General features: G+C 56.0%; 28 protein-coding genes and 4 tRNA genes. All 32 read left to right on the plus strand.

The features are described from left to right. Positions 1-180: 180 nt before the first annotated feature. The 32 genes from JNK62_02025 (at position 181) to JNK62_02180 (ending at position 25743) form a co-directional block, all read left to right on the plus strand. Positions 181-591 carry an adenylyltransferase/cytidyltransferase family protein gene (locus JNK62_02025; protein ID MBL8158289.1) on the plus strand — a complete coding sequence of 137 codons (411 nt, stop codon included), beginning with the start codon at positions 181-183 and terminating at the stop codon, positions 589-591. A gap of 8 nt (positions 592-599) precedes the next feature. After that, complete coding sequence (gene ruvX, locus JNK62_02030; GenBank protein ID MBL8158290.1) at positions 600-1013, plus strand: Holliday junction resolvase RuvX; 414 nt, start codon at positions 600-602, stop codon at positions 1011-1013. A 266-nt stretch (positions 1014-1279) separates the two neighbouring features. Then, positions 1280-2029, plus strand: coding sequence for a hypothetical protein (locus JNK62_02035; GenBank protein MBL8158291.1), 750 nt, complete (start codon positions 1280-1282; stop codon positions 2027-2029). Between the two features lie 16 nt (positions 2030-2045). After that, positions 2046-2378 (plus strand): hypothetical protein, encoded by a 333-nt coding sequence (locus JNK62_02040; GenBank protein ID MBL8158292.1) that lies wholly within the window; start codon positions 2046-2048, stop codon positions 2376-2378. Positions 2379-2410: 32 nt separating this feature from the next. Next, positions 2411-3496 (plus strand): pilus assembly protein PilM, encoded by a 1086-nt coding sequence (pilM, locus tag JNK62_02045; protein MBL8158293.1) that lies wholly within the window; start codon positions 2411-2413, stop codon positions 3494-3496. A 3-nt stretch (positions 3497-3499) separates the two neighbouring features. Next, positions 3500-4015, plus strand: coding sequence for a PilN domain-containing protein (locus tag JNK62_02050; GenBank protein MBL8158294.1), 516 nt, complete (start codon positions 3500-3502; stop codon positions 4013-4015). A gap of 2 nt (positions 4016-4017) precedes the next feature. Then, positions 4018-4533 carry a hypothetical protein gene (locus tag JNK62_02055; protein MBL8158295.1) on the plus strand — a complete coding sequence of 172 codons (516 nt, stop codon included), beginning with the start codon at positions 4018-4020 and terminating at the stop codon, positions 4531-4533. A 4-nt stretch (positions 4534-4537) separates the two neighbouring features. Next, entirely contained in the window at positions 4538-4858 is a 321-nt protein-coding gene (locus JNK62_02060; GenBank protein MBL8158296.1) for a hypothetical protein, read from the plus strand. A gap of 36 nt (positions 4859-4894) precedes the next feature. Next, positions 4895-4966, plus strand: a tRNA-Arg gene (locus JNK62_02065). Between the two features lie 29 nt (positions 4967-4995). Further along, positions 4996-5068 (plus strand) — tRNA-Val (locus tag JNK62_02070). A gap of 183 nt (positions 5069-5251) precedes the next feature. After that, positions 5252-5935 (plus strand): di-trans,poly-cis-decaprenylcistransferase, encoded by a 684-nt coding sequence (uppS, locus tag JNK62_02075; GenBank protein ID MBL8158297.1) that lies wholly within the window; start codon positions 5252-5254, stop codon positions 5933-5935. Positions 5936-5980: 45 nt separating this feature from the next. Then, positions 5981-6409, plus strand: a complete 429-nt coding sequence (gene rplS / locus JNK62_02080) for a 50S ribosomal protein L19 (protein ID MBL8158298.1) — start codon at positions 5981-5983, stop codon at positions 6407-6409. A 12-nt stretch (positions 6410-6421) separates the two neighbouring features. Beyond that, a tRNA-Leu gene (locus JNK62_02085) sits at positions 6422-6505 on the plus strand. Between the two features lie 337 nt (positions 6506-6842). Continuing rightward, the gene (locus tag JNK62_02090) at positions 6843-7055 is read left to right on the plus strand and encodes a hypothetical protein (protein MBL8158299.1); all 213 of its coding nucleotides are present in this window, start codon (positions 6843-6845) and stop codon (positions 7053-7055) included. Between the two features lie 54 nt (positions 7056-7109). Continuing rightward, on the plus strand, positions 7110-8213 hold the full coding sequence (locus JNK62_02095; GenBank protein ID MBL8158300.1) for a DUF2914 domain-containing protein: 1104 nt from the start codon (positions 7110-7112) through the stop codon (positions 8211-8213). Positions 8214-8257: 44 nt separating this feature from the next. Next, positions 8258-8330, plus strand: a tRNA-His gene (locus tag JNK62_02100). A 235-nt stretch (positions 8331-8565) separates the two neighbouring features. Beyond that, on the plus strand, positions 8566-8769 hold the full coding sequence (locus tag JNK62_02105) for a DUF378 domain-containing protein (GenBank protein MBL8158301.1): 204 nt from the start codon (positions 8566-8568) through the stop codon (positions 8767-8769). 141 nt (positions 8770-8910) lie between these two features. Further along, positions 8911-9738 (plus strand): SIMPL domain-containing protein, encoded by an 828-nt coding sequence (locus tag JNK62_02110; protein ID MBL8158302.1) that lies wholly within the window; start codon positions 8911-8913, stop codon positions 9736-9738. Positions 9739-9796: 58 nt separating this feature from the next. Further along, positions 9797-10075 (plus strand): hypothetical protein, encoded by a 279-nt coding sequence (locus tag JNK62_02115; protein ID MBL8158303.1) that lies wholly within the window; start codon positions 9797-9799, stop codon positions 10073-10075. Positions 10076-10190: 115 nt separating this feature from the next. Then, complete coding sequence (gene secE / locus JNK62_02120; GenBank protein ID MBL8158304.1) at positions 10191-10454, plus strand: preprotein translocase subunit SecE; 264 nt, start codon at positions 10191-10193, stop codon at positions 10452-10454. Positions 10455-10458: 4 nt separating this feature from the next. Continuing rightward, positions 10459-11001 carry a transcription termination/antitermination factor NusG gene (gene nusG / locus JNK62_02125; protein ID MBL8158305.1) on the plus strand — a complete coding sequence of 181 codons (543 nt, stop codon included), beginning with the start codon at positions 10459-10461 and terminating at the stop codon, positions 10999-11001. A gap of 5 nt (positions 11002-11006) precedes the next feature. Then, positions 11007-11429, plus strand: a complete 423-nt coding sequence (gene rplK / locus JNK62_02130; protein ID MBL8158306.1) for a 50S ribosomal protein L11 — start codon at positions 11007-11009, stop codon at positions 11427-11429. Positions 11430-11502: 73 nt separating this feature from the next. Further along, the gene (gene argS, locus JNK62_02135) at positions 11503-13164 is read left to right on the plus strand and encodes an arginine--tRNA ligase (protein MBL8158307.1); all 1662 of its coding nucleotides are present in this window, start codon (positions 11503-11505) and stop codon (positions 13162-13164) included. A 3-nt stretch (positions 13165-13167) separates the two neighbouring features. Beyond that, a complete protein-coding gene (locus JNK62_02140) occupies positions 13168-13407 on the plus strand; it encodes a DUF1653 domain-containing protein (protein MBL8158308.1) in 240 nt (79 codons plus the stop codon). Positions 13408-13425: 18 nt separating this feature from the next. Continuing rightward, the gene (locus JNK62_02145) at positions 13426-15015 is read left to right on the plus strand and encodes an AAA family ATPase (GenBank protein MBL8158309.1); all 1590 of its coding nucleotides are present in this window, start codon (positions 13426-13428) and stop codon (positions 15013-15015) included. Positions 15016-15035: 20 nt separating this feature from the next. Continuing rightward, complete coding sequence (locus tag JNK62_02150) at positions 15036-18476, plus strand: class I tRNA ligase family protein (protein MBL8158310.1); 3441 nt, start codon at positions 15036-15038, stop codon at positions 18474-18476. A gap of 2 nt (positions 18477-18478) precedes the next feature. Continuing rightward, a complete protein-coding gene (locus tag JNK62_02155; GenBank protein MBL8158311.1) occupies positions 18479-19054 on the plus strand; it encodes a recombination protein O N-terminal domain-containing protein in 576 nt (191 codons plus the stop codon). A 16-nt stretch (positions 19055-19070) separates the two neighbouring features. Further along, entirely contained in the window at positions 19071-21047 is a 1977-nt protein-coding gene (locus JNK62_02160; GenBank protein ID MBL8158312.1) for a hypothetical protein, read from the plus strand. 38 nt (positions 21048-21085) lie between these two features. After that, positions 21086-22396, plus strand: a complete 1311-nt coding sequence (locus JNK62_02165) for a glycine--tRNA ligase (GenBank protein ID MBL8158313.1) — start codon at positions 21086-21088, stop codon at positions 22394-22396. Between the two features lie 24 nt (positions 22397-22420). Then, complete coding sequence (locus JNK62_02170; protein MBL8158314.1) at positions 22421-23473, plus strand: AI-2E family transporter; 1053 nt, start codon at positions 22421-22423, stop codon at positions 23471-23473. 9 nt (positions 23474-23482) lie between these two features. Next, positions 23483-24928: a methionine--tRNA ligase gene (locus JNK62_02175; GenBank protein ID MBL8158315.1), complete on the plus strand. Its 1446-nt coding sequence runs from the start codon at positions 23483-23485 to the stop codon at positions 24926-24928. Beyond that, on the plus strand, positions 24925-25743 hold the full coding sequence (locus JNK62_02180) for a TatD family hydrolase (GenBank protein ID MBL8158316.1): 819 nt from the start codon (positions 24925-24927) through the stop codon (positions 25741-25743). The genes JNK62_02175 and JNK62_02180 overlap by 4 nt, the downstream gene beginning before the upstream one ends. The last annotated feature ends 25 nt before the right edge of the window (positions 25744-25768 follow it).

Genomic DNA, 25768 nt, shown 5'->3' on the forward strand with positions numbered 1-25768 from the left:
GCGTACGATTCAGTTTCAAGTCACCACGCGCTCCGCGCGTGCGAAGTGGGTTCGAGCAAAGGCTAATACATCACCGCCTTTAAACCCCGACCCCCGTCTGGGAAACCTCTCGGTTTCCCACGCCTTCCTCCACGGGGTTTAAAGCTTTTGCTTCGCAAAAGTCGCGGATATATTTTCAATATGACAAAGATTATGATCTTCGGGACGTTCGACATGATTCATCCCGGGCACGAGGATCTTTTCTATCAAGCGCGTGCGCTCGCGCCGGATCCGTATCTCATCGTATCTTTGGCGCGCGACAGTGCCGTCATCCGGCATAAAGGGAAGGCTCCGCGAAATACCGAGGAAGCGCGGAAGGTGCTTTTAGAAGCGCACGCGGATATCGACAAGGTGGTCGTGGGTGATGAGCGTGGCTATATCGATCATATCCAGAAAGAGCAGCCGGATATTATCGCGCTGGGCTACGATCAGCAGGGGGAATATGTCGAACATCTCGAGAGGGATCTGAAGGATGCAGGACTCTCAGTGCGTGTAGTGCGACTGGAGCCGTTTCAAGAGCACGCTTTCAAAACATCGAAGCTTCAGTCATAGTGTGTGCCATGAGATATCTCGGATTGGATTACGGCGCGAAGCGCATTGGTATCGCGGTCTCCGACGTTGCGGGAAGTTTTGCATTTCCGCGCGAGACGATTCCCAATGATTACACCGCGATCGATCGGCTCGCCCGGCTTGTGAAAGAGGAGGGGGTACAGGAAGTGGTGATCGGAGATGCACGAGCGGTGAGTGGTGCAGAAAATCCTATTACCGCAGAGAGTGAGAAGTTCGCAAAAATGATCGAGATGCATCTGAGGCTTCCGGTACACAGCGTCTGGGAGGCGTGGAGTTCCGTAGAAGCAGCGCGTTTTGCGCCGAAGGGGAAAGAGCACGACGATTCTGCGGCGGCTGCCATCATCCTGCAGCGACACCTCGATAAGAACCGGCCGTCGCAAGAAGACATAGACGAGGAGTTCTGAGCAATCCACTGCTTCCGCTTAGCTCTCGGTATATCCCTGCTACCATGCAGGATATGGTAAAGACTCCAGAACATCGCCTATCAATAGGAGTGATTGCTGTCGCGGTTGGTATATCGCTTGGTATTGGCGTTGTGTATCTGGATCAAAGGGAGACTGCGCCTGTTCACGCGCAGGGAAGCGGGTCGTGTCAGCAAGTTGAGGAATCCTGCGGAAAAATAAACAATCAAGGACATTCAGCAGCGTGCCACTCGCAATGGGTGCAATGCATGACAAACAAATGCATGGGAGGTGCTGGTGCCGTCGGGCAGTGTGTTCAAGACCCTGAATGCCAGGCGTCATGCACCGAATCAGCAACGTCGCAGGGCGGAAAGATCAGCTGCTGCGATGGTGGTCCGAAGCATGGCAACACCTGTCGCGATAAGGTGGACGGTAAGTGCAATCCTAAACAGACCGAGCTAGAAAAAGGAAAGGAAGAAGGAAAGGGTGGGGAGATGCCGAAGTTGCCGGAGATGCCAAAGGGGGGCGGTGGGGGCGAGCCGAAGCCGAAGGAGCCGTGCGCAGCAAATGCATCGAGTTCGGAGTGTAAGTCTACTCAGACGCCAAGCGGCGTGAGCGGATTCCTCAGTAACCTTTTCGGTTCGAATTCAAATACTGAGAGTGCTGGTACGAACACTGTTTCGGGTGCGCTGCAGTCTGCGGCGTCGAAACTGCAATCGTTCCTCAGCGGCGAAAACGCTCCTGCAGCGACTTCGGAGAATACCGGCACCACTAATCCGACTGAGGCAGTCGTAACGCCGGTCACCCCGAGTGCGTCGCAGGCGGGGCAGATCACCTCGCAGGCAGGCAGCTCCCAGCAAGGCGCTACTAACGCTGGTGGTACCCAAGGTGTCGGCAGCACCGTGACCGGATTCGGTTCAGGCGTGCAGGCAGATACGAATACACAGACAGGTCCGATCCTTGCCGCAATCAAGAGCGTGACCGCGCGTATCCAAAGCATCTTGTCATCGCTCTTCTAATAGGTATCCTGCACGCATGGATACCATTCAATACGACGATTTTGCGAAGCTCGATATCCGCATCGGGAAAGTGATAGCAGCGGAGATGGTCCCGGACGCGGATAAGCTCATCAAGTGCACGATTGATTTCGGTGAGATGGGGCAGCGCACCATAGTCTCCGGTATTGCTGAATGGAAGAAGCCGGAAGAGCTGGTGGGCAAACAATTGCCGTATATCGTGAATCTTGCACCGCGCATGCTGCGCGGTGTCGAGAGTCAGGGGATGCTTCTTGCATCGCATACTCCCGACGGGGGAATCGCGCTCATCATGCCGGATACTGAGGTCACTCCCGGCACGAAGATCGGATAAAGGCGCGCGGAATTAGCGTGTATAATTTCGGCATGAGCTTTTCGCGCACGCTTGCGCGCTGGTTTCCGGTGCCAAAACTTCTCACGCCGCCTGCTGCGGGTGTCGATATTACCGACACATCGGTGAAATGGCTTTCATTCAAAGAGAGTGCAACCGGTTTGCGGGTGGTCTCGTGCGGTACTCAGCCGCTTCCGCAAGGCGTCGTCGAACGTGGCGCCATCAAAGATCCGCGTGTTCTTGCGGAGGTCTTGAAAGAGGTGAAGAAAAAGAGCGGGCTTACTGCGGCACACGCAGCGCTTCCCGAAGAGGACGCATACGTATTCGGCATGCACGTGCCGCCCAAGAGTTCCCGTTCGCAGATAGTTAATATGATCGAGTTTGAGCTTGAGGCGCGTGTACCGATCCCCCCGACGCAAGCGGTCTATGATTTCGATACCGTACAGACCCGCGATGATGGTTCCGAAGAGATTGCCGTGACGGTGTTCCCGCGCGATCTTGCCGAAGGGTATACGCAGGCGTTCATGCTTGCCGGGATCGATCTAATCTCTCTGGAGATCGAGCCGCGATCGATCGGGCGCGCGATCTCTCCGAAAGATAAGAGCGAGACCGCGCTCGTTGTTGATTGTGGCTATGCGCGTACTGGTGTCGCAATCCTCAAGCGCGGCATACCGATTTTCACCTCGACCATCGATATCGGCGGCGCGCATCTCAGCAAGGCGGTCATGGATTCTCTCAAGATCACCGAGGAGGATGCGCGTATCTTTAAGAACGAACACGGGCTCGTGCCGGACGATCCTTCACGAAAAGCAGTATGGGAGTCATTAGATGCGGTCGCGGGCTCTCTCGCGGAAGAGATCGGCAAACACTACCGCTTCTGGGATACGCGTCGTAATGAAAAAGGGGAGCGTGCCATGCCGGTTGAGCGAGTCTACCTTCTCGGCGGAAGCGCCAATCTGAAGGGACTCCCTGAATACATCGCGGGTAAAGTGCATGCAGAAACATTGCGACCCGATGTGTGGTGCAACGCATTCTCGTTCGAGGAATATATTCCACCGCTCGATTATCGCGCGTCGCTGCAATACGCGACTGCGATCGGCCTAGCGCTGCGCGGTACTTGATATATGGCAAACGTAATCCCTAGGGAAGGGCTATCGAAAATAGGAAAGCGGAATTCCGCCCGCTTCCTGTTTGTGGGCGCGTGCATGTCTGCAGCGGCGGCGATCGTGGCGATCCTTGCGATCATGCCGGCATACTTATCGGTGCGCGTCGCGCGTGCCTCAGTGGAAACTGCAGCACAACAATCCGGCGGTACTGCCACGGCTGATCAAGAAGCGGCGGTGCGCACGCAGGGATTGATCACCAATCTTACACCTATCGCGAACGCAACGACCTCGCCGGTAGGCGCGCTTGCCGTGGCGCTCGCTGAAAAGCCGGCGGGCCTTTCTATAACGTCGATCACGTACACGTCGGATAAATCGACGATCGTCCTCACGGGAACCGCCTCGCGGCGCGAAGCAGTGAGCGCCTTGCGCGATGCACTCGAAGCCTCGAAGCGTTTCTCGACGGTCGCGGTACCGGTCGCGGCGCTCGTCGGCGCCCAAGAGGGAAGGTTCACGATAACGCTCACCGGAATCTGATTATGGCTAATTCACGTCTCATCGCCTGGCTTTCACTCGTCGTCTCACTCATTCTCTGGGGAGCGTTCGTATTCCTCGTGTGGTCACTCTACGATGAGCGCATCATGTATCTGGAGGCGGCGAGCGTTGCGCAGGAGAGTGAGCTGCGCGGACAGTCGGTCGCGCGCTTGCGGGCAAGCGTGCAGGATACCGAAGTAGAACGAGCAGCACTGAACAGTCTTTTGGATGTCAGCATCTTGCGTGCAGTTGAAATCATCGAGACGACCGGGAGGCAGGCAGGTGCAACGGAGGTTGCGATCGGCGAAGCGACGCCGATGCCGCTGAGCGGCAACGTGCCCGCCGGCCTCACCTCGGTGTCGGCCGTGGTGAATCTGCAAGGATCGTTTGCGTCGATCGTGCGGGCGATCAGTTTGTACGAGACGCTGACCGTTCCGTCCCGACTTGAGCAGTTCGAGATGGAAAAGCTCGGGAATTCATGGAGGGCAACGGTGCGCGTGCGGGTCTACCTCACGCAATAGTAATATGCGATTCGATTCTTCAATCCAGATAAAAGTAAAAGATGCGTATGCGGCGCGTCATGAGCCTGAAGCGCAGCGTCTCCTGGCGCAGGCGTATTGGGCGTTCCTCATCACGAGCTTCGTGGCAGCCGTCATCGTCGTTATCGCATTCGGCGTGTGGGAATTCTTCCGGATGCCGGTTGTCGACGAAAGCCTCTCAGGCGTTCGTCCGCAAACGGCTTTTACCAAGGCCCAATTGCAGGAGCTGCTCGAGAAATTCGATATGCGTGCCGATCGTTTCCAGGAGCGCCTGACGGCACCGGTCGTGGCACGTGATCCGTCGTGATTGACCGGTTGGACGGGCGCGTTAGGATGCGAGGGACCCCTTGTAGCTCAATGGATAGAGCAGCGGACTTCTAAGCCGTTGATGTTGGTTCGATTCCAGCCGAGGGGAATTAGTGTATAGTACGCGCGTACGAAGGAGGGCGATTAGCTCAGTTGGTAGAGCAATCCGTTTACACCGGAAAGGTCACAGGTTCGAGTCCTGTATCGCCCACAAACGACGAAAGGATCTGCACTGCTGCAGGTCCTTTCGCGTTTGTGGGAGCCGGAGGCATGTTTCGCCAGTAGGCGAAACGGCCGAGGCCGGGTCGGGAAAATTCTTGAGCGACGGCGAAAGAATTATTCCTGACCACAAAGCGTGAGTGACGCACCACCCTCAATGTATTAAGGTATCTAGATGTCCGAACCGAAGCCGGTCCAATGCATCGGCATCATCCTCGATGGCAATCGCCGCTGGGCGAAAGAGAAAGGCCTTCCCACGTTTGAGGGGCATCGTCGAGGATTTGAAAACCTCAAATCCGCCGCCCGATGGGTGCGCGATCGCGGGGTCCCGCACCTTGCGGTATTCGCGTTCTCCACGGAAAACTGGAATCGATCTGAGGAGGAGGTTTCGTATCTCATGGATATATTCAGCGACGCGATCCGTGATTGCGGGGAGGAGTTGGGGCGAGATGGTATCCGAGTCCGTTTTGCGGGTCAGCGTGATCGATTTTCGGATTCGTTACAACAAGGGATGCGGGAGACTGAAGAAAAAACCCGAAATAACACGGCGATGACCTTATGGGTGTGTCTTTCGTATGGTGGCCGAGCAGAAATCATTGCTGCTGCACAAGCGGCAAGTGAGCACGAAGGACTACTCACCGAGGACCTCCTCCGTCAGCATCTATGGACCGCAGAGATGCCCGATCCGGATATCATCATCAGAACCGGTGGGGCGCAGCGTATTTCTAATTTCCTCCTCTGGCAGGCGGCCTACAGCGAGCTTTTCTTTCTTGAGCCGCACTGGCCTGATTTCAGCGAACAGACCCTCGACAAGGTCCTTGCCGAGTATGCGGAGCGGGAGCGCCGGATGGGAAAGTAGGGCGCAGTTGCTCATGTTTCTGGCCTGTGGTACAGTCCCCCCACTATGACAGCGGCTAAGGCAAAGACTGGCACCAAGATCTCGGAGCTCAAACCGGGAGATACGGTGCGCGTGTGGCAGAAGATCGAGGAAAAGGGTAAGACCCGCCTCCAGGCATTCGAGGGCCTTATCCTTGCTCGTAAGCACGGCAATGAGATCGGCGGAACCTTCACGGTCCGCAAGGTCGCTTCCGGTGTCGGCGTCGAGAAGATCTTCCCGGTCCACTCGCCGATGATCGATCGCGTCGAGCTCGTCAAGCGCGCACGTATGCGCCGCGCGAAGCTCTACTTCATCCGCGAGAAGGTGGCGCGCGAAGCTCGCCGCCAGCTCCGCCGTTCGCGCCTCGTGCATGAGGCGGATGCTGACGTCAACGAACCTGCTGCAGAAGCAGAAGTCGTTGCAGCGGAAGCTGGTACGACTGAGGAAAATAAGTAATACTAGTCCCACGCGCAGGTGGCGAAATTGGTAGACGTACTACCTTGAGGTGGTAGCGCCCGCAAGGGCATGGAGGTTCGAGTCCTCTCCTGCGCACTAACGACGAAAAGAGCTGGCCTGCGCCAGCTTTTTTCGCGTTAGTGCGAGGCGGAGCGATGTTTCCGCAGTAGCGGAAACCGCGAGCCGGGGTCGCGGAAATTCGTTTGTGACGGCAAACGAATTATCCGTGACCACGAAAACCCTAGCGCGAGCAGGGCCGAGAAATTTTCTTATGCGACGGCATAAGAAAATGTTCTTGGCCGAGTCCTCGCGACGGCGAGCAAAATATCTGTGACCGAGTCCCTGCGGTGGCGAAAAAAATATCCGTGACCACTAGCGATATTCATTGCGCAATCCATGGGGGCGCGTACGATGTCCCCAGAAGGAGGTGTCTATGAGCGATCGAAACATGCTCGGCATCCTACTCTTTTTGGGAGGGTTGGCGCTTATCTTTCTGCCATCCCACGAAACTGCGGTGCGGATGACGGCATACGTACAGCAGGCACTGGGAGGAATAGGATCGCTTCCTGCGGCGCTTATTGTCGTTGCGTTGATATGCCTCATGATCGTGTCTGGCGTGGTTCTCCTTATGGGAGGGCGACGTTGAGCACTTGAAGCGGCACGAGTAATCGTGCCGCTTTTTTGTTGCTATGATTTGTGTATGCGACGGTACCTTTCCAAGCTGCCACGGAGCACCGAGGAACTTTTGCGCTGGTACGAGCACTACATTTCTCCCGCGACGCTCATTATCGCGTTCACGTTGGACACACTCGCGTTCAAGCGCGTCGATCTCCTCCTGAGTAATCTGCTCCTTTTCACGTATCTCACGCTCGCGGCGACATCGATCGTTCTCTATCATCTCATCCAATCAGGTAAATTGCGCGGCAAATTCTTTCTCTCGATATTGCCGTTCGTGCCGGTGGGGATGCAGTTCGGTTTCGGCGGTCTTTTCAGCGGGTTCGTGATCCTCTACAGCCAAAGCGCCGCATATGCGACGAGTTGGATATTTGTCGTCTTGCTCGCGGCGCTCCTCATCGGTAATGAGCGCTTCCGAAAGCTCTATACGGGTTTCGTATTCCAAGCGAGCGTGCTCTTCGTAACGCTGCTTTCGTTCCTCATCTTCTTCCTGCCGGTCGCGACAGGGAAGATCGGCATGGCGATCTTCCTTATCAGTGAAGCGATCGCAGTCGGAGCGATCACGCTGTTCGTCATCCTCTTCGGTCGTGTTGCGCCGGAAGTCTGGCGCGCATCGCGTGTGCAGTTCTTCCGCAGCACGGCATCCATCTTCCTCATCTTCAATCTTCTGTATTTCACGAATGCGATCCCGCCGCTACCGCTCGCACTTAAAGAGGCGACGGTCGCGCACTCGGTGCGCCGCATCAATGGGGAATACCACCTGCAGACCGAGCCGTTGAAGTGGTACCAGCAATACCTGCAATACAACAACGTATTCCATAAGGCGCCGGGAGAGACGGTGTATGTGTTTACGTCGGTTTTCGCGCCGACACGACTCTCGACGACGGTTACCCATGAATGGCAGTTCAAGGAACCGACGACGGGGGAGTGGGTGGATGTGAGCGAGGTGAGTTTCCCGATCCAGGGCGGACGTGATGGCGGGTACCGTGGCTATACGCTCGAAGACGTGACCGTGCCGGGCCTCTGGCGCGTGAATGTCCGCACGAGCGATGATCGGCTTATCGGGAAGGTTACGTTCCGCATCCAAGATGTCGGGGTGCGGGCGACGACAACCGAAGTTATCCGTTAATCTCGCGTAATCCAAGGGTTTTTGCTATAAAGACTCGTGCAATGGTGGTCGTAGCTCAATTGGTAGAGCTCTGGTTTGTGGTACCAGCGGCTGTGGGTTCGAGTCCCATCGATCACCCCTGATAAGTCCTGATTGAAGCGAAGTGCGGCGCACTTCGCGGTGGGGCTCGAAAGACGGAGGCGCGACGGCGCCGAGTCGGGGTCGCGGGTTTCGCGAGCGCGCGAAAACCCGTGACCGAGCCCATCGATCACCCCAAGTGAATCCCGTAGTTATGCACCCAGGTCCGTATACGGGCGGGAGAGGGGGCTATACTGATGGAAAGGTCGATATATGAGCCATTCTTTTGAATGCCATGAGCTCACTTAACTCTCTGACGTTCATCCTCTTGGTCGTCGGCGGTCTCAACTGGCTGCTGTTCGCCCTCACGGGTATGGATGTCGGTTCCATCCTCGGCGGCATGGATTCGATGATTGCAAAGATCATCTACCTGCTCGTCGGTCTCTCAGCGCTCTACCAGCTCTTCACCCACAAGTGGTCGGGCGGTTCGGCGATGTAAGTGTTTTTCGATAGGTTGCAAAGCCTCCCTTGTGGAGGCTTTGTGCGTTCAGTAAGACGGTGCGTGCTCCGCCGTCTCCTCAGATACTGACCAGAGCGTGATACCATTTACACATTAATTTTCACGCTCTTTCGTCTTTTTATGGATGAACAATTCAATGGTTCGCGCGCGGTACGTTTCTCGCCGCCGGACATCATCGTCAAGACTGCAGCTGCAGCGCTTGGTGTTTTAGCACTCTTCCTCCTCATACAGACCGTAAAGGCCATGAAGGAGTATCGCTATGTCGGTAGCGGCGTCACGGCGACCAATACCATCACGGTCACCGGTAACGGCGAAGTATTTGCGGTGCCGGACCGTGCGACGTTCACGGTAAGCGTGCGCGAAGAGGCTGAAGATGTTGCGGGTGCACAGGACAAATCGACGGCGAAGATCAATGCGATCATCGCGTACCTTAAGGAAGCCGGCGTCGAAGAGAAAGATATCAAGACGCAGAGCTACAACGTGAATCCGAAGTACGAGTATACGCAGGCGGCATGCACCAACTTCTCGTGTCCGCCATCGAATCAGAAACTTGCCGGCTTTGAGGTCTATCAGACGCTCGAAGTGAAGGTGCAGGATCCGAAGAAAGCTGGGGAGCTGCTCACCGGCGTGGGCGGCAAGGGCGCTTCCGAGGTGAGCTCGCTTTCATTCACCGTTGAAGATGAAGATGCGCTCCGCGCACAGGCCCGCGAGCAGGCAATCAGTGAAGCGAAGGAGAAGGCAGATGCCTTGGCAAAGCAGCTTGGCGTTTCCGTCGTGCGCGTCGTCGGCTTCTACGAAGATGCCGGTGGCTATCCTCCGATGCCGTATGCGTACGGCAAGGGTGGTGTCGCTATGGATGCGGCACTCGAATCCCGCGTCGCACCGACGCTCCCGACCGGTGAGAACAAGATCGTCTCGAACGTGAACGTTACCTACGAGATTCGGTAATTCTTGCGTTCGTGCCCATCCCAGCGTAGTCTCGGGGACGGCAGACAAGGAGAGAGTCATGGCCGAGCGACAGCTCTACAAATACGCGAAACGAGCGGAGACGACAGGTGACGTGAAGGATGCTATCCGTTTTATCCGGACGAAGCAGAAGGACGCCACGATACGGATCCATATCCGAGGAGCGTGGTCGGGATGCCCGAAGGAGATAACCCTACGGCCGCACGGTAACATCAATCGCTTTCAAAAGAGATTGGTAGCTTTGCTTTCGGCACCGCCATTCCAAGAGGTGACGGTGGTCCCGGTTAAAATCGTCCCCGATGCCTCGAACAAAAGGTAGGCGAGATGCGCCCCAGCCGACGGCTGGGGCGCTTGACTTCTGGACAGAAAGGGAGTATCATGATGTCGTTAGTTAAAGCCCCCGCAGGGGGTTTTAAATTAGGAAAACAATCACTATGGGACTCGGACAATACATCAAAGATACCCGCAGCGAACTCAACCACGTCGCGTGGCCGACGCGCGTGCAGACCATCGTGTATACGATCCTTGTGGTTGTTATTTCCATCCTCGTCTCCCTCTATCTCGGCGTGTTCGACTTCCTCTTCACGAACGGCCTCGGCAAGCTCGTTGAAACGGTACCAGCTGCTCCGCAGGTGACTCCGATCAATCTCGACGACGTCCAGTTCTCGACCACTACCAGCACGACCACGGTAGAATAATCATATGAAGCAGACCTACGGCACAGATCGTCAGTGGTACGCGGTCCATACCTACTCCGGGTATGAGGATGCGGTCGCGCGCAATCTCAAGCAGCGCATCGAATCATTCGGCATGCAGAACAGCATCTTCGATGTCGTCGTCCCCACCGAGAAGAAGATCAAGATCAAGAATGGCCGCAAGACCGAAGTGAAGGAGAAGACTTTCCCAGGCTATGTCCTCGTGGACATGATCGCCACCGATGAGGCATGGTCGGTCGTCCGCAACACCCCGCAGGTGACCGGTTTCGTCGGTACCGCCAACCAGGCAGTGCCACTTTCTCCGGATGAAGTCGAAAAGATCCTCAAGCGCACCGCAGGGGAGCAGGTCCGCCATGCGATCGACCTCGCCGAGGGCGATGCAGTCGCTATCATCGACGGTCCCTTCAAGGATCTCGAGGGCAAGGTCGGCGAGATTGACGAAGAGCGAGGAAAGGTTAAAGTACTGGTTCCTATGTTCGGCCGCGAGACTCCGGTGGAGCTCGAAGCTGACCAGGTCCAACGCCTCTAATTCATATGGCAAAAGAAATCACTAAAATCATCAAATTGCAGATCCAGGCGGGTGCCGCTACACCGGCTCCTCCTGTCGGTACTGCACTCGGTCCAGCCGGCGTCAACATCGGCGAGTTCGTCAACCAGTTTAACGCGCAGACCCGTCCTATGATGGGCAACGTCGTCCCGGTCGTCCTCACTGTCTACAAGGACCGTTCGTTCACGTTCATCGTGAAGAAGCCGCCGGCATCCCGTCTCGTTCTCAAAAAGCTCGGCATCGAAAAGGGTTCAACCAAAGCTCAGAACAAGGTCGCGAAGCTCACCAAGCAGCAGCTCACGGAGATCGCTGAGGAGAAGATGGAAGACCTCAATGCGTACGATGTAGAGCACGCAAAGAAGATCATCGCCGGTACCGCCCGCTCCATGGGTATCGACGCGGAACTCTAAGAGTTCTGACTCGGAAAGAAAAAGGCTCCGTAAGGAGCCTTTTTCTATTGGGGAAGCCGTGTACAATTCGCGCATGCCACAGGTACGCGACGCTCTTGCTACGGCCCTCGAGAAGGAGGGAGTTCAGGATCCTCAGTTCACTCTCGAACACACGGCGGATTTCGCGCACGGTGATTATGCGTCGAGCGTTGCGCTCGCATATGCGAAGCAGTTGAATACGAATCCGCGTTCTCTCGCAGAAAAGCTCGTCGCTTCGATGGGGAATATCGAAGGTGTTTCGAAGATTGAGATCGCGGGTCCTGGGTTCATCAACTTCACCCTCGAGGCGAAATTTCTCTTTGAGATGCTGAAGATTGGTCTCGCGCACGGTGACGCATGGGGGCGCAGCATGCAGCTGCAGGGAAAGAAGGTGATGGTGGAATATACCGATCCGAATCCTTTTAAGGCATTCCATATCGGGCACCTCATGAGCAATACGATCGGCGAATCACTCGCGCGATTGCAGGAAGCTGCTGGTGCCGAAGTCATCCGTGCGAACTATCAGGGCGATCTCGGCGTGCATGTCGCCTGTGCCATCTGGGGAATCAAGAAGCTCGGCATCCATCCGACAAACGCCGATGAATTCGGTCGCGCCTATGCGGAAGGCGCGACCGCCTACAAAGAGAATGCAGAAGCAAAAACGGAGATCGATGCGATCAATAAGAAACTCTACGATCAATCTGATGCTGAATTGAATGAACTGTACGATACGGGACGCACAGAATCTCTTGAGGCATTTGAACGGATTTACGCAATTCTTGGTACGAAGTTTGATCACTATTTCTTTGAAAGCGAGACAGGGCCGATCGGAAAGAAGATCGTCGAGAGCAATCCGGCAGTGTTCCCAGAATCCGAGGGCGCACGTGTTTTCAAAGGCGAAGAGCATGGGCTCCATACGCGAGTATTTCTCAATTCCCAAGGGCTTCCGACGTACGAGGCGAAAGAGCTTGGTCTGGAGAAACTGAAGACCGAACTATATCCGGATGCGGAGACGCTCTACATCGTGACGGCAAATGAAGTCGTTGATTTCTTCCGCGTGGTGAAAAAGGCGATGGAAATCGTCCATCCGGAAATCGCGGCGAAGCTTACGCACGTCTCGCACGGCATGATGAAGCTTCCTGAAGGGAAGATGTCTTCTCGCACCGGTAACGTCGTCACGGGAGAATCGCTCATCAAGGACCTCGCAGAAGTCGCGAAAGAGCGTGCAGCGGAGAGTCGTGCCGACGACAAAGAGAAGCTTGCGCAAGATATCGCCGTTGCGGCAATCAAATTCCAGATTCTCAAAGGCAGTACCGGCAAGGACATTATTTTCGAACGCGAACGCGCACTTTCCGTCGAAGGCGATTCAGGACCATATCTCCAGTACACGCACGCACGAACGCATGCGATCGTCGAGAAGGCGAAGGATTCTGGCGTAGAAGCCGCGTTTGATCCTGCTGCATCTGTGCCAGAGCTTGCGCGCCTCATCTTCCGTTTCTATGACGTCGTAAAGCGCTCTCGCGCTGAGCTCGAGCCGCACCATGTGACGAACTACCTCATCGCCGTCGCGGCCGCATTCAATAGCTGGTACGCACAGGAACAGATCCTCGATGGCACTCCTGCCGCAGCGCACAAAGTCGCACTTACCGATATAACCCGCCTCACCCTCAAGAACGGCCTCTGGCTTCTCGGTATCCCGACGCCGGAGAAGGTCTAGGCTATGGCGGATCTTTCGGAAATCGCACAGAACTTTAAACATGGTACCTACCGCCATTTCAAGGGTGGAATATATAAGACGATCTGCATCGGGCGAAGCAGCGAAGAGCGAGATCAAGAATTTGTCGTATATCAGTCACTTGATCGTGGACATATTTGGATAAGGCCGTTACCGATGTTTATTGAAGAGGTCGACCGCGACGGATATAAAGGGCCGCGTTTTTCATACGTTGCCGAATCATAGTTTTGCTACACTGCCTGCATGACGCAGGAAGATGCACTCTCCATACTCAAGCTTGGCGTGAATGTCTTCCTCACCGGTGAGCCGGGGGCGGGGAAGACGCATACGATCAACCAATACATCCACTGGCTGCGCGAGCGGGGAGTGGAGCCGGCAGTGACGGCTTCGACCGGTATTGCGGCGACGCATGTGGGAGGCATGACGATCCATAGCTGGAGCGGTATCGGCGTGAAGAAGAGATTGACCGACTGGGATATCGAGAACATCCAAGCTCGGGAGAAGACCGCGAAGCGTATCTATGACGCAAAGATTCTCATCATCGACGAGATCTCCATGCTTGATGCGGACACGCTTGAGAGCGTGGATGCGGTGCTGCGTGCGTTGCGGCAGCCGGTCATGCAGGAGAGTCGGCCGTTCGGCGGTCTCCAAGTCATCTTCGTGGGGGACTTCTTCCAGCTGCCGCCGGTTTCCCGTGGGGAGAACGTACGCTTCGCCTTTGATTCAGATGCATGGAAAGCCGCGAATCCGGTCGTGTGCTACCTCTCCGAGCAGCACCGTCAGGAGGATGCAGCATTCCTGGATCTCTTGAATGCCGTGCGTCGCGGAGAGGTGGAAGACGTGCACTATGAATCACTTCGCTCCCGCATGAAGCGAGTGAGCGAGAAAAAGAAAGTGACCCGACTGCATACGCATAATGCTGAGGCGGATCGCATCAATGACGAATCGCTCGCCGAGGTAGATGGAAAGACCCATGTCTTCCATATGACGACGAAAGGTTCACGTACGCTCGTCGACGCACTGAAGCAGAATGCACTCTCGCCGGAGACGTTGGTACTTAAAGAAGGAGCGACGGTGATGTTCACGCGCAACAATTTCGATATGGGGTATGTGAACGGGACGCTCGGTGAAGTCGTGGGCTTCGCGAACAGTGGGTATCCGATCGTGAAGACTAAGAGGGGGGATCGTATCGAGGCGGTGCCGGGAGAGTGGAGTATCACCGACGGCTCGAAAATACTGGCGCAGATAAAACAGGTGCCGCTCCGTTTGGCGTGGGCGATCACGGTGCATAAATCGCAGGGGATGTCGCTGGATGCGGCGATCATCGATCTATCACAGGCGTTCGAGTTCGGGCAGGGATATGTCGCGCTCTCGCGCGTGCGTTCGCTCGACGGGCTTTTTCTTGAAGGATTTAACGAGCGAGCCTTGCAGCTGCACCCGCAGATCGTGCGCCAGGACGAACTCTTCCGTGCAAAATCCGACGCCGCACAGCGACGCATTTCGACCATACCTGATGAGGAGCGGGGAGTGTTGGAGAAGAACTTCCTACGTGCCATCGGCGCACGCGAGCCGGAACCCATAAAACCCAAGAAAGCTCTCGAAAAGGGAAAGCTCGAAAAAATACGTGAGAAGTTCCCGAATGCCGGTCGTCCGTGGACGAAAGATGATGATGAGCGCCTGACGGAGCTCTTTGAAGCGGACACGCCCATGAAAACCATCGCCAAGGAATTCGGCCGCAAAGCGAGTGCTATTACGGCACGGCTCGTGAAGCTTGAGCTTATCGAAGACCCGTACTGGTCGAACAAAAACAAGACACCTCGCGCTGAAGAGTAGCCTTTGCTACGATAGCTTCCATGGCTGAAAATCGGGGAAAATCAGAGACTGCCAAGCGGGAAGAAGAGGTTCTGGCCTTCTGGAAGGAGAACAAGACCTTCGAGCGCTCCTTGGATAAGAAGGCCCCGAAGGGGGAATTCGTCTTCTACGACGGCCCGCCGTTTGCAACCGGATTGCCGCACCATGGCTCGCTTCTTTCCTCGATAATCAAGGACGTCATCCCGCGATACAAGACCATGCGTGGCTACAAGGTCCGCCGCCGCTGGGGGTGGGACACGCACGGTCTCCCTATCGAATCGCTTGTCGAGAAAGAGCTCGGTCTCAAGACCAAGAAGGAGATCTTGGAGATCGGCATAGCGAAATTCAACGACGCGGCACGCTCGATGGTATTGAAGTACGTCCATGATTGGCAGCGATATATCGACCGCGTCGGCCGCTGGGTGGACTATGAGAACTCCTACAAGACGATGGACAATACGTACATCGGTAGCGTCTGGTGGGCACTCAAGGAGCTCGACACAAAGGGACTTCTCTACGAAGGGAATAAGGTCCTCATGTACTGCACACATTGCGAGACGCCGCTTGCGAAAGCGGAGATCGCGATGGACAACACCTACAAGGATATAACCGAAGAGGCGATTACGGTGAAGTTCGAATTGAAAGAGGAATCAAAGACCTATTTCCTCGCATGGACCACGACGCCATGGACGTTGCCGGGTAATGTCGCGCTCGCGGTAGGGGCAGAGATCGAGTATGTGAAAGCGAAAGCGGGGGGTAGTGTCTACATACTTGCGAAAGAGCGCGCCGCATCGGTTCTTAAAGATGTCACCCACGAGATCGTGGGGACACTGAAGGGAAGCGAGATCGTCGGAAAAGCATACAAGCCGGTTTTTGATGTGGCGTCATTGAAGACAGAAAAGTCACACAAAGTGCAGGCGGCGGATTTCGTCACCACTGAAGACGGTACGGGCATCGTGCATATCGCGCCGATGTACGGCGAGGACGACAACCAGCTCGGGCAGCGCGAGAAGCTGCCGATGGTACAGCTCCTTAATCCGAATGGTACGTACAACGATCTGGCACCATCGTTCCTGCATGGACTCTACCTGCGTGACGCGAACAAAGACATCAAGAAAGATCTCGAATCGCGCGGCCTCTTGTTTGCGCGCGCCAACCATACGCATTCCTATCCGCACTGCTGGCGATGCGGCACACCGCTCATCTATAACGCGGTTTCTTCCTGGTTCATCAATATCCAGAAGATAAAAAGCCGACTCATCGAGGCGAACCAGGAGATCAACTGGGTTCCGGAGCACTTGAAGAACGGTCGCTTCGGGAAGATTCTGGAAACCGCACCGGATTGGACGATCTCACGCAACCGCTTCTGGGCATCACCGCTTCCGATCTGGAAATCGAAAGAGGGGAAGGTGATGGTTATAGGCTCCCTGGGTGAATTGAAAGAAAAGGCGAAGAAGAGCGGCAACACGTACTTTGTCATGCGCCATGGCGAAGCGGAATCCAATGTCACGAATACGCTGAGCTCGAAGAAGGATGCGCCTGTCCATCTCACCGAGAAGGGGAAGGAGGATGTGCGTGAGTCTGCAAAGAATCTTGGAAAGAAAATCGATCTCATCGTCGCGTCACCGTTCGTGCGTACGCGTGAATCGGCTGAGATCGCCGCTGAGGGGCTCGGGCTCAAGAAGAGCGACATCGTCTTCGATGATCGTCTTGGCGAATACGATCTTGGGTCTCAAGACGGCATCTCGCTCGAAGAGTGGCATCTCGAATATCCGGCAAATCTAGAGCGTTTCGAGAAAGGTCCGGAAGGTGGCGAGAATGACTCTCAGGTGCGTCGACGCATGGGCGCTGTCCTCTGGGAACTGGAAGAGAAGTATCGAGGAAAGAACATCCTCATCGTCTCGCATGGCACGCCGCTCTGGCTCTTAAAGGGTGCTGCTAAGGGCTTCACGAAAGAAGAGATCGTCGCGACCTACAAGACCGACTATCCGAGTAAGGGAAAGATTACCGAACTCCCGTTCTCTCCCATTCCGGTGAATGCTGATTTCGAACTCGACCTCCATCGTCCGTACACGGATTCCATTGTGCTCCTCGACGAGGCCGGCACTGAATATCAGCGCATTCCGGAAGTCATCGACTGCTGGGTGGAATCGGGCTCTATGCCATTCGCCGAATATCACTATCCGTTCGAGAATAAGGCGGAATTCGAGAAGCGAAGCCCGGGCGATTTCATTGCGGAATACATCGCACAGACGCGCACGTGGTTCTACTACCTGCATGCGATGAGTATCGCGCTCTTTGACCATGTCGCGTTCAAGAACGTGGTCACGACCGGGACCATCGTCGCGGCCGACGGGGAGAAGATCTCGAAATCGAAGAAGAACTACACCGATCCCTTGGAGCTTATCGACACCTATGGCGCGGACGCGATGCGCCTCTACCTTATGGGCTCTCCCGTCATGCAGGCGGAGGATCTGCGCTTCCGCGATGAGGATGTGCGTGATGCACATAACCGCATCATCGGTATCCTCTGGAACAGCTTCAAATTCTTCGATCTCTATCAGAAGGAGTACGACGGCAAGGCAGAGGGGCGAAAGAGCGAGCATGTGCTCGATCGCTGGATCTTCGCGCTTCTCGACGAAGTGACTGAAGAGGTGACGGCGGCTATGGAGAGGTATGACACTCCGCGCGCGGCACGAGCGATCCGTGGCTTCGTCGACGAATACTCGACGTGGTACGTGCGCCGTTCACGCGAGCGCGTGAAAAGCGAATGGCATGAACGTCAGTTCGCGCTTGCGACGCAACGGGAAGTCTTGCTCACATTCTCGAAACTCATCGCACCCATCATGCCCTTTTTGGCGGATGCGATCTGGCGCAACATCGAGGATGGCGGCAGCGTGCATCTCGAAGAGTGGCCGCAGGTGAAGCGTGGGTTCTTCGCGCGACTCTTCGCTAAGCCGGATGCCATCCTTGCGGAAATGAAGGATGTGCGTTCAATCGTCACCAAGGCGCTTGAGGCGCGCGACAAGGCGGGCATCAAGGTGCGTCAGCCACTCAATCTCCTGGAGATCGGTTCGAATATCTCAAAAGAACTGCGCGACATCATCCGTGACGAAGTAAATGTGAAGCAGGTTATGCCTGCGAAAGATCTTGCGGCAGGGGAGGTGCGATTGGATACGGTCATCACACCGGAACTGCAGCGCGAAGGTGAAGTGCGCGAATTGCTGCGCGCGGTACAGGGGCTCCGCAAGGAAGGAGGACTCAATCCGGGGGATGCTGCAACGATATTGGTCTCGGCTACTGATGAAGCATGCATGCTCATTGAATCTGCAAAGGACGAACTGGATCGCATCGCGAGTGTGAAGGGAGTCGTATTCACCGACAATGTCGAAGGTGTGAGCGTGAAGCTTGGTAGCGGGAGCGCCAACATCCGCCTCGGCTAGGTATGTATCAGAAATATCAGACCGATACGCTCGTCCTGCGTAGCTACGAGCGCGGCGAGGCGGATCGTATCTACGCGCTCTTTACCCGGGAATTCGGATTGGTGTGGGCACGTGCGACGGCGGTGCGACGCGAGAATTCACGGCAGCGCTATGCACTGCAGAGCGGATCGCGCTCTATGGTCTCCTTGGTGCGTGGACACAAAGGATGGCGTGTCGCAGGAGCCACTGCCATCGAACAGCTTGATATGCGGAAGGTGAGCGGCGTGCATGCGTTTACGCGCATCAGCGCACTTCTAGAGCGCCTCGGTGGCGGGGAGGAACCGAATTCGTATCTCTTCGACACACTGGTTCACGCGTACGCATCTCTGATGCGAGAGGGGGCGGAGTTGCATCCGGTTATTGAATTGGTCACGGTGGCGCGCATGCTCTTCGCGCTCGGCTACCTTTCGCAGGATGCGTTTGGTACGGCGCTTTTCGCGGAGACGGCGTACACCGAAGCGGGTTTGCGGGAAGTGCAGGGAGTCCGCTCCCAAGTGCTTGCCTCTGTAAACAAATCGCTGTCCGAGACCCAGCTCTAAGTGGTATCATTCCCGAATGCCTCCGCGGGAGCCTTCTCCAAGGGATAGGGAAGAACAAGAGCGTATCAAACGGCTGCGTGAAGCGATGTATTCACGCAAGCTCGAACCCCTGATCAAGGAGAAGCCGCGCCGTGAACTCGAAGTGACCCCGCCGCCGGTCGGTGAAGAATTCATCCGTGAGGAGCCGCTTCTCCAGCGCAGCACGGTCGCACCGAAAAGCATCCGCTTCACCCGTGTCCTTATCCGATGGGCGATCATGGCCTCTGTTGCGTTCTTTGTCGGCGCGATCGCTTTTTTTGCCTACTACTTCTTGCTCGGCGGGGGTTCGACGCCGGTTGATCCGGGCAATATCGATATCTCGGTCTCTGGTCCATTGCAGGTATCGAGCGGTTCTCCGACTGAACTACAGGTCGCAGTCGTGAACCGTAATCGCGGCGCACTTGAACTTGCTGATCTCGTTATCAAGTATCCAGACGGCACCCGTTCTCCGGTTGATCTCAGCACGAATCTCAAGGATCAACGCATCTCACTCGGCAACATCGAACCGGGCGGTCGTCGACAAGGAACGGTCTCGGCGGTCTTTTCCGGTGTCGAAGGTGATCGCGGCACGATCGAGATCGATCTCGAATACCGTCTTGTCGATTCGAGTTCGATCTTCGTCGCTTCGACCAAGTATCAGATCGTCTTCGCATCCTCGCCGATCTCGCTTTCCATCGAGGGGAACAGCGAGACCGTCTCGGGACAGCCGATCGAATTCAAGGCGACGCTTGCATCGAATGCGGAATCCGTCGTGAAGGATGTGCTTCTCAATGTGAATACGCCGTTCGGATTCACGATGTCGTATGCCGATCCTGCGGCGCAGAGGGTCGCGGGTGGCCAGCTCTGGACGCTCGGAGACCTTTCTCCAGGGCAGAAGAAGACGGTGACTCTGCGCGGCGTCATAAGCGGAGAAAGTGGCGATGAGCGCGTCTTCCGTTTCAAAGCAGGTACGCGACCGGACACAGAGCAGAACGTGCTCACGACGACGCTCGCGGATTATGCGCATCACGTGATAGTCTCGCGTCCGTTCCTCGGACTCGCGGTGACGCTCAACAAGGATATGGTGGGCGGAAGCGCGGTGGTTTCTCCGGGGGAAACTGTGAACGTCTCGGTCGCCTACGAGAACAATCTTTCAACTGAAGTGACGGATGCAGTCATCGTCGCGCGACTCGGCGGAGTGGAGATCGACGGCGCGACGGTGCAATCGACCGATGGCTTCTATCGTTCGACGGATAAGGTTGTGCTCTGGGATAAGACGACGACGCGCGGCACGCTCGGGCGCATCGCATCCGGCGCCAAGGGTACGCTCAACTTCTCATTCCAGATGCCGACCAACGACGTTCTGTCGGAGATCCGCAATCCTTCGCTCTCGATCAGCGTGCATGCGGCAGGGAAGCGTGTCTCGGAAAACGGTGTTCCTGAGACGCTTCAGGCGACGGCGGTGCAGGACATCAAGCTTGCGAGCGATCTCCAGCTCATCGCACAGGGGCTCTACTACTCGAATCCGTTCGGCTCTTCGGGACCGATGCCGCCGAAGGCGAATTCCGAAACCACGTATGCCTTGGTATTCAGTCTCACCAACACCACGAACAAGATCAAAGATGGCGTCATAACTGCGGTATTGCCGCCGTACGTGCGTTGGGTGGGTATCTACAGTCCGTCGAGCGAAGACATCAAATTCAATCAGAACGACAGCACGATGACGTGGCGCGTGGGGGACATCGAAGCGGGTACCGGCGTGAATGGATCGCTCCCGAAGCAGGCCGCGATCGCGATCGGCTTTACGCCCTCGACGTCGCAGATCGGCCAGCAGCCGCTCCTCATTCGCGACGTCACTCTCAAGGGTAAGGACGAGGCGACGGGGGCGAATATCACGCGCGTCGCGGACGATGTCACCACCAATATCAGCGGAGACCCGGGCTTTACCGCAGCCAACGCGAACGTGGTCCGGTAAATAGCCTCGGCGACTAAAATGCGCTATACAGAATCCCTATGAGCGACGTCAGTATGGAAAAGATCGTCTCCCTCGCCAAGCGTCGAGGATTCATTTACCCCGGATCGGAGATCTACGGAGGGCTCTCGGGTACCTGGGACTACGGCCCGATGGGAGTGGCTCTGAAGCGGAATATCCAGAATCTCTGGTGGCGGATGTTTATCGAGAGCCGAGATGATATGTTCGGCGTCGACGCGGCCATCCTCATGAATCCGAAAGCATGGGAAGCATCGGGGCATGTGAGCGGATTCTCTGATCCGATGGCGGAATGCACCAAGTGCAAGCGACGTTTCCGTGCCGATCATGTCGAAGGGAATGTGTGCCCTGAATGCGGTGGGAAATTGGGCGAGGCCAAGCAGTTCAATATGATGTTCAAGACGCAGGCAGGCGCCAGCGAAGACGCTGCGGCGACGGTGTATCTGCGACCGGAAACCGCCGGCGGCATGTTCGTGAATTTCAAGAATGTGATGGACAGCCAGCACCCGAAGCTGCCGTTCGGCTTGGGACAGATCGGTAAGGCGTTTCGCAACGAGATAGCTCCCCGCGACTTTGTCTTCCGCTCCCGCGAGTTCGAGCAGATGGAGATCGAATACTTCGTCCATCCGTCGCAGTGGGAAGGGAAGTTCGAGGAATGGAGGAAGGCCATGCACGAATGGATGAAAGCGGTCGGGCTCGATATGTCGAAAGTAAGCGAGCTTGAAGTGGCTCCTGAAGACCGTGCGCACTACTCGTCGCGCACCATCGACTTCGAGTTCGAGTATCCGTTCGGAAAGAAAGAGCTCTACGGTCTCGCATATCGTACCGATTTCGATCTCAAAGCGCATGCCGAACACTCGAATGTCGATCTTTCGGTCATGGATGAGGAGGCGAAGGAGAAATACGTACCACATGTCATCGAGCCGTCGTTCGGGCTTGAACGTACGGTGCTCGCGGTCTTACTCTCGGCATACACCGAAGATGGGCTCGGCGAGAACGGTCGCGTCTTCCTGAAGCTTGATCCGAAGATTGCGCCCGTGAAAGCGGCGGTCTTCCCGCTTCTCAAGAACAAGCCTGAACTCGTCGCGAAGGCGCGCGAGGTATACGAGATGCTCAAGAAGGAGGTTCCGAACATCATGTGGGATGACAATGGCAATGTCGGGAAGCGCTATCGTCGTCAGGACGAGATCGGTACGCCGTACACCATCACCATTGATTTCGATACGCTGGGCGAAAGTGGTGACGAGAAGAAAGACACCGTCACTCTGCGCGATCGTGATACGGGAGAGCAGGAACGCGTCGCGATGGGGGATCTCCTTGCGCGCATCCGTTAAACGTCGCTATGCTATCATCCTCTCATGGGAGGGACTCAGATTTCCATCACGACCGGCACGATAGTTAAGACGCTCCTTATCCTTATCGGGGCATGGCTCCTATGGTATTTGCGCGATGTCGTCCTCATCGTCCTTACCGCAATCGTCGTGGCCTCAGCGCTTGAGCCGGCGGTTGCGGCTTTGCGTCGCTGGAAGGTGCCGCGGTTGGTCGCAGTGATCTTCATCTACCTCCTTCTGGCGCTCTTTCTCGTCGGCATCTTCTACTTCTTCATGCCGCTCATCCTGGATGAGCTGGCGGCATTCCTGGCATCGCTACCGGTGTACCTGACAGCGATCGATAGTTCTCCCGTGCTGCAGGACTACAGCGCCATCTTCGGTCTGCCGGGAGGGGACACCAGCGGGGTTATGGAGAGCGTCCGTGCGGGAGCGAGTCTCACAGGGCTTTTCGGTAATTCATTCAGCGCGGCGGCAAGCATCTTCACGGGCCTTTTCGCGTTCATTCTTGTCGTCGTCTTCTCGTTCTATTTCACGGTCGCTGAAACGGGTGTCGATGACTTCTTGCGCGTCATCGTGCCGAAGAAGCATCAGTCGTATGCACTTGATCTGTGGTTCCGTTCTCGTCACAAGATCGGTCTTTGGATGCAGGGGCAGCTCATTCTCGCCGTCATCATCGGTGTCATGGTCTATCTCAGTCTTATGATCCTTGGCATCAAGCACGCGCTTCTCCTTGCGGTTTTTGCAGCCGTATTCGAACTTATTCCCGTCTTCGGGCCAACGCTCGCGGCGGTACCAGCGGTCCTTATCGGTTTTGCAGAAGGGGGAGTAAGTACGGGGCTTATTATCATCTTCCTCTATGTCATCATCCAGCAGTTCGAAAACCATCTCATCTATCCGGTCGTGGTGACGCAGGTGGTCGGCGTGCCGCCGCTTCTCGTTATCTTGGGCCTCATCGCCGGATGGAACCTTGCCGGATTCCTCGGCATCGTCCTCTCCGTCCCGATGGCGGCAGTATTGCAGGAACTAGTGCGCGACCTCAATCACGGAAAGATGTTTGCAGGCGAGGGAGGGAAGGTATAGGGTACGTGCATGGCTAAGCCTTTCTATCTCACGACCACGCTTCCGTACGTGAATGCGGATCCGCATATCGGATTCGCGCTCGAGATTATTCAGGCGGATTGCATCGCGCGTTATCGCAGTCTTCTGGGGGACGAGGTCTTCTTCAATACCGGGACCGATGAGCACGGGCAAAAAATATGGCAGAAGGCGACCGAGGCGAAACAGGATCCGCAGGCGTATGTCGATGGATACGCCGCGAAGTTCAAATCCCTGAAGGAAAAGCTCGATCTCTTTCCGGAGCTTCACTTCATCCGTACGACCGATGAAAAGCACAAGGCTGCAGCACAGGAATTCTGGAAGCGCTGCCTCACAGCGGGGGATATCTACAAGAAGAACTATCAAGTGAAGTACTGCGTCGGCTGCGAGCTGGAAAAGACCGATTCGGAGCTCGAGAACGGGAAGTGCCCGCTCCACCCCACTCTTGATATCGAGATGATCGATGAGGAGAATTACTTCTTCAAGTTCTCGCGCTACCAGACGTCGCTTCTCGACTTGTATGCGCGTCGTCCGGATCTCGTCGTGCCTGATTTCCGTTTCAATGAGATCAAGAGTTTCGTCGCGCAGGGCCTGCAGGATTTCTCCATCTCGCGTCGCAAAGACAAGATGCCGTGGGGTGTCCCGGTACCGGACGACGATACGCAGGTGATGTATGTGTGGTTCGATGCGCTCATCAACTACGTTTCCACACTCGGTTGGCCTGAGAATGGAGCGGACTTCGAGAAGTACTGGGGTATCATCCCATCGCCGAAAGCGCTGCAGATGGCAGGGAAGGATAACATCCGTCAGCAGGCGGCGATGTGGCAGGCAATGCTTATCTCAGCAAATCTTCCTTCTTCGCGCCAGATCGTCATCCACGGATTCATAACTTCTGGAGGGCAGAAGATGTCGAAATCGCTCGGTAATGTGATCGATCCGTATGCGATCGTCGATGAATACGGCGCTGATGCGCTGCGCCTCTTCCTGTTACGGCACATCCATCCGTTTGAGGATAGCGACTTTACGATGGAGAAATTCAAGGAGAGCTACAATGCCGATCTTGCAAATGGTCTTGGCAATCTAGCGGCGCGCATCCTCACGCTTGCACAGGCAAATCTCCCGCAGGCTATCGAGCGACCCGAAGAAGCGGAATTCGCCAAGGAATACGCTGATGCTCTTGATCGATACGACTACAACGCCGCGTGTGATCATGTATGGAAACTCATCGGAGTGCTGGACAAAGAACTGACTGATACGAAGCCGTTTGCGGTCGTGAAGACCGATCCGGAAGCCGGCAAAACGATGATCGCGAGCATGGTAACGCGCCTGTATGAGATCGCTCGCCTCCTGCAACCGATCCTTCCTTCAACCAGTGATGCCATCACGGCGGCGGTACTGGCGAACCAGAAGCCGGAGAACCTTTTCCCGCGTAAGGTATGAGCCCGAAGTATTACGATTGCCATACGCACGTGAATTTTGTGGCGTTCAAGGATGATGCTGATGCGACCATTAAGCGCGCGCAGGATGCGGGGGTGGGCATGATCATGGTCGGGACGCAGTACGATACTTCGGCAGACGCGGTGAAGGTTGCCGAGGCGCATGAAAACGTGTACGCAGCCATCGGCTTGCATCCGATCCACAGCACGAAGTCGTATCACGACGAGAAGGAGCTCGGTGAGGGCGGGAAGGAATTTACGTCTCGGGGAGAGGTTTTCGACGCGGCGAAATACGAGGCGCTCGCGCAGTCGCCCAAGGTGGTGGCGATAGGAGAATGCGGACTCGATTACTATCGCCTCGAAGGCGATACGAAGAAAGTGCAGGAAGAAACCTTTGTGCAGCAGATCGAGATGGCGAATCGACTCCAGAAGCCGCTCATGCTCCATATCCGTAATGCATACGAGGATTCGCTCGCGCTCCTGAAGGCGCACGCGAAGGTAAAAGGGGACGTGCATTTCTTTGCAGGGGATTGGAATGTCGCAAAGCAGTTCTTGGACTTCGGCTTCACGCTCTCGTTCACCGGAGTGCTCACCTTCGCGCGGGACTACGATGAGGTCGTCCGCAATGCCCCCTTGGACATGCTCCTTACCGAGACCGATGCGCCATATGTGGCACCGAAGCCCTACCGCGGGAAGCGGAACGAGCCCGCCTATGTGGTGGAGGTTGTGAAGGCTATCGCTGAGATCCGCAGGGAGCCTCTCGAGAAGGTCCAGGAACAGCTCGCGGCCAATGCTCGGCGGGTATTTGGGCTGAAATAGCCCGTAAATGAGCCGATTCTTGCGA

Source organism: bacterium, assembly GCA_016789445.1.
Lineage (GTDB): Bacteria > Patescibacteriota > Minisyncoccia > Phycocordibacterales > UBA2100 > UBA10103.